We start from the raw sequence: 5,516 nt of genomic DNA, 5'->3' as shown, positions 1-5,516 counted from the left end.
ATATGGGACTTTTTTTCTATACTCAAAAAGGCTCCATAATCTCTACAGTGGATTTACCCACTACAGAAATTATAGAGCCGAAAAAAGAATAAAGAAAATTAGTCGAAATAGACTTTTTCTTTATTCTGAAGCATAGTATGCTCTTCTTTTGAAACTAAGTACACAAGGAGAAAAACAATTCCAATTTCTCCTTGAAGAAACACCTAGATAGAGCAATTACGGGGGATATGTCACCATCGAAAAACTGCATCAAGTTATCAGAAATGGGTTGGAAAATCGATTCGTCATGAAAGATTTTATGCTCTCTTAGTGCAATATGGTTGACGTAAGGTTACTCCTCACCCAAGACATCCTAAGAAAGCAGATACCCATCAACCCCAATAGTTCCCGTAATATTTTGGAATAAAATTATCTTTACAGTAGTGATCTTGGTGCTGTTTGTGACTGAGCTATACTCCATATGTGTTTTTCACATCACTACTAGAATGATTTGCTGTCTAACAGTAAAGTTACAATAAGGCGTATCAGGTATATAGTAGAGCTGAATTGCAATAAAAAATTTAAAATTGATTATAGGAATCACTGTATTTAAGAGGCTTTTGTTTTTGAACAAATCTGGTTAGAAGTAGTATTTCGCAGCGAGTTTTATGTGATTGACTTGATGTGGGGTACAAAAAATCCCACTATATAGGAAGAAATACTTTACTTTACATAATAAATCTGTTTTAATTATAGAAGGGTAGTTTTGGATAATTCTACTGATATAGTTTTTCATATATTTTTATAAAAACTTAGAATAATTCTGAGAGCGAATTGAAAATAAGGAAAAAAACTATAAATTTAATACAAAGGTGGTCGATATTGTAATGGAATCATTTTTTAAACAATTAACAAGCTTTCGATTTGGAATCCGCAAATATAATGTTGGAACAGTATCGGTTTTGTTAGGTGTTTCTGCTTTTTTAGCACTTCAACCGATTCAAACTGTTCAGGCTGATGGAGAGGATGTAGAAGCAAGCCATAGTCCTAAAGTTGCTATTGTAGAAGATGTAACAAAGGCAGGAGAAGTCCCTAATGATACACGAGTACTTACTGAAGACGGTAAAGAAGATAAGAAAAGGGATCTTGTAGATCAGAGCGTTCCTTCTGTTGAGGATTCAGCAAGTCCAGCTTCTGTTGTAGCGGAAACTGAAAACGCTTCAGTTTTGAATCTTTTACTATCTCACAAGATAGTTGTTCAGGATCGTTCAAAATTGACAGCTGATGAGAAAGTTCAGATTGAGGCAGAAATTAGAAACAGTAATCAAGAATTGCCGATAGCTACTGTTATTACTGTAGCTGATAATGGGCAAGTTACAGTTGCTTTACCGGATGGGGGTCAACACACTTTAGCAGCCAGTCAGGTGGTGGAGCAAGCTACTAGTGCAGTTTCAAATTCTTCGTTAGTTCGGCCAGCATCAGACGATCCAGCATCTCCTAGCAAGGAAGAGGCGATAGAAACCGCTCCAGTGCCCGAAACGGGAAATGCAATTGTTGGAGCGACTAAGGAGAGCCCAGCAAAAGAGCTAAAATTGGAAGGGATACACGAATCTACTACTAATGGGGTGTCAGTTTCTGATGCTACAATTGTCGAAAAAGTGAAGCAGGTAAATAAAGAAGTAGAAAAAGTAGAAGCTTCAACAACTCCACAGATTACGCCAAATGAGGTACAAGAAAGAAGTCGTCGTGTTAGAAGGAGTGCTTTACGAAATACTACTCCAGCAAATTCAGATCCTAGTCAGAACTATAAGCAATATGTTGGAACGAGTGTCGAACGCTTGAAAGATCAGATTGTCTTCTTGGATTTCAATGATACAAGCGCTCTGACCAATATAGGGCCAAATAATAGTTTGCAAGTTGGAACACGCTTTGTTAAGGAAATTGTTCCAGGTTATACTATCACGCTTGAGGTGACTAAGCTCCGTCCTTTTAATGCGACGGATTTATATCGTCAACGTGGAGGAAAGAACTATAATGCCAATGCGACTAACCATAACAACAATACGAATGCACCAGCTTCAGTTATATTGACTACTCAGGATAGGCATTACTCAGCCGCTAAAAATGTCGGATTGGATACTGGAGGAAAGACAGTTATCCAATCACAGAATAACGGGGATAATGTAGGAGTTGAATTCTCAATTAAGGCAAATTTGAACGGCAAAGAAGTGCCTGCCAATGTCGTCTTGATGACTGGTGAAGAGCCGTCAGAACATGAGCTAGAGCTCTATACGACAGATGGTCAACCTTTTGAACTCTTGACAGAATTATCTGGTTCTAGGACAACTAGCTCTTATACGCCTATTAATAATCCTTGGGCTGCTCCAGATAGTGCAAAATATACAACTAGAGTGGGTTGGTCTCAGACTACTAAGATTGATGAGGGATGGCTCAACACTCAGATTACTCCAGCAACTCAGCAGACTGCTACGCGGGATGGTGTAACCTATGCTGATGGTTTAGGAACGAAGGTATTTGGTCCTATTAAGGCAGAGAATCATGTTAATTCTGTACCGATTGTTTTGACTCGAGATGCGAGAAATATTGGTATTTATATCAATTCTAAAGGAAAACAAGGAGCCATGATTGGTTTTGTTATCTTTGATTCTGGAGATGCGCCGGCATCTTACGGAACGGCTCGTCATACAATCTCTACAGGAGTAGCAAATAATCTTCAACAACCATACCTAGGAAGCACTAAACCAGACGTAGACATTGACAGTGAACAGTCAGGAATTATAGCTTGGGAGGGAGATGATCAAACTGGTGTTGGGGATGAAGGGACACGTCAGCTTCTAGGAGAAGGTGAGATTCTGGATAAGAATGGTGTCAGCACCCAGGGAAATTATCCACTTCAAAAGGCTGGAGCTTCTGAGTATAGCTTGACAGTTTTAGCAAGTAAAAATGGTAGTGCAACTGCTTATGCAAGAGCATTTATTGATTTTAATGCTGACGGTCATTTTGATGGTGTCGGGGAGGCTTCGGATATTGTCCAAGTAACAGGAGAGAATCAGAAAGTGACCTTTACTTTCCGAGGTATTCCTCAAAACGTAGATGTTACCAAGATGGTTCTTGGAGGACGTGTACGAATTGCTCTAGATCGTAGTGATATTGAAAACCCTACTGGAATTGCCTATTCCGGTGAAGTGGAAGATTTCCAAATTCAGCAAACAATACCACCGAGAGGAAGTAAGAAGGAGACTCAGGGTAAGAAGGGCGAGCAACAGTCTACAACGGTGACCTTTACGGCTTATGGAAAACGTTCCTATAATGTTAATAGTGTCAATCACTTAGATGCAAGTAAACCTTATAAATTCGTGGTCAACGGTCAAGTATCTGATGAGACAACTCTGAAAGTAGCAGGTCAAGGTGTTTATACCCTAAATCCACAGAGTGGAGTAATTACTTTTACTCCTGAAGCTGATTTTGTAGGAAATGCTACAGGAGTAGTGATTAGAGCCTGGGATGAGAATGGAGCGGATACAGGCTGGACAGCAGAAGCTCGCACAGGTTTAACGAATATTAATACGATCAGTGGACAGACCATGGATGCAGTTTATATTCCAAAGGTCATTATTCCGGATATTAGCACTTCTAACAAGGAAACTAGTGGTTTGCAAGGACAAGCTCAAAGTGCTGAGTTTGTTTTCCAAAAGACAGATAATCAGACTAGAGTCTATCCTAGTAACACCTATCCAGTAAAACTTCTAGCACCAGGATCAGATACTCCTGTTACAACTCCTGTTACTGTGAGTGGACAAGGTGTTTATACTGTTGATGGAACGACAGGGCAAGTGACCTTTACACCAGAAAAAGGTTTTGTAGGAACCGCAAGTCCTGTACGAGTGCAACTGACTACTAGTGTGGGAGTTGATAAAAATGGAAATCATATTCTAAGAACCGCTACTGCAACTTATACGCCAACAGTTACAGCTGTTAGACCAACTGGTCAAGATGTAGCTACGACAGGTGAGCAGAATCGAGTCCAGTCTGAACTGGTTCCTTTTGCTCCAGGAGATGCTTCAGTACCAATGGATACTACTCAAGCAGCGACATTTTTAGATGGCTCAAAGACTAAGACTATCGCAGGAGAGGGAATATATACTCTTGCTGCAGATGGGCGAGTGACCTTTACTCCTGAGAAGAACTTTGTAGGTTTAGGAACTAAAATTCAGGTGGTTCGTAGAGATGTAAACGGAACACAGGCGACAGGAAGTTATCAAGCGACTGTGAGACCTGATGAAACGAAACCGACTGTCGAAGCACTTGATAACCGTTTGGTTGAGAAAAATAGCTCAATTGATATTACTCCACAAGTGACGGATAATATTGAGGTTAAGGCTGTTACTGTGAGTGGCTTACCGGCTGGTTTGACTGCGGATACTCAAGGGCGAATTACTGGAACAATTACAGCTCCTCCAGGAACTTATACTGTAACCATTGTAGCCGAAGATACAACTGGAAATAGCTCGGATCCACAAACTTTTACGATAACGGTTGTAGATAAGAGTCAGCTAGTTACTAAAATTGATGAACAAAATGTGGTTAAACCGACTCTTAATTATGAAAAGGCTGATCCGGATAAGAAGGCAGCATACGATACAGCTCTTCAAGAAGGACGAACAATTTTAGACAATCCTAATTCAGATCAAGTAGCGATTGACCGTGCTATCCAAGCAATTGAAAATGCTAAGGTGGCCCTAAACGGTGAGGTTAATGGAAATAAGGATAATGCTAAGTCAGAAATTGATAAGGCAGCAGAGGCAAAGAAAACTGCTATTGATGCTCGTACAGACTTGACGGACGAAGAAAAGCGAGCCGCTAAGGATGCAGTTGATGCAAAAGCACAGGAAGCCAAGGATGCAGTTGATGCGGCAACTACCAATGATGCCGTTACGAAGGCTCAAACTGACGGCACCACCGCTATTTCTGCCATTAATCCAGATGCGACAGCTAAGACCACCGCTAAGTCAGAAATTGATAAGGCAGCAGAGGCAAAGAAAACTGCTATTGATGCTCGTACAGACTTGACGGATGAAGAAAAGCGAGCGGCTAAGGATGCCGTTGATGCAAAAGCACAGGAAGCCAAGGATGCAGTTGATGCGGCAACTACCAATGATGCCGTTACGAAGGCTCAAACTGCCGGCACCACAGCTATTTCTGCCATCCATCCAGATGCGACAGCTAAGACCACCGCTAAGTCAGAAATTGATAAGGCGACAGAGGCAAAGAAAACTGCTATTGATGCTCGTACAGACTTGACGGACGAGGAAAAGCAAGCCGCTAAGAATGCAGTTGATGCAAAAGCTCAGGAAGCCAAGGATGCAGTTGATGCGGCAACTACCAATGATGCCGTTACGAAGGCTCAAACTGCCGGCACCACCGCTATTTCTGCCATCAATCCAGATGCGACAGCCAAGACCACCGCTAAGTCAGAAATTGATAAGGCAGCAGAAGCAAAGAAAACCGCCATTGAT

At 41.2% G+C, this 5,516-nt stretch carries 1 protein-coding gene; it reads left to right on the top strand.

What is annotated here, in order from left to right:
• Positions 1–866: 866 nt before the first annotated feature.
• A partial coding sequence (locus tag ACVPON_RS07250; protein ID WP_462877667.1) for a DUF1542 domain-containing protein occupies positions 867–5,516 on the top strand: 4,650 nt, incomplete at its 3' end.

This window comes from Streptococcus sp. 1F3 (assembly GCF_054968985.1).
The sequence above is the reverse complement of the archived record's forward strand: the minus strand, read 5'-3'. Positions and strand labels throughout refer to the sequence as shown.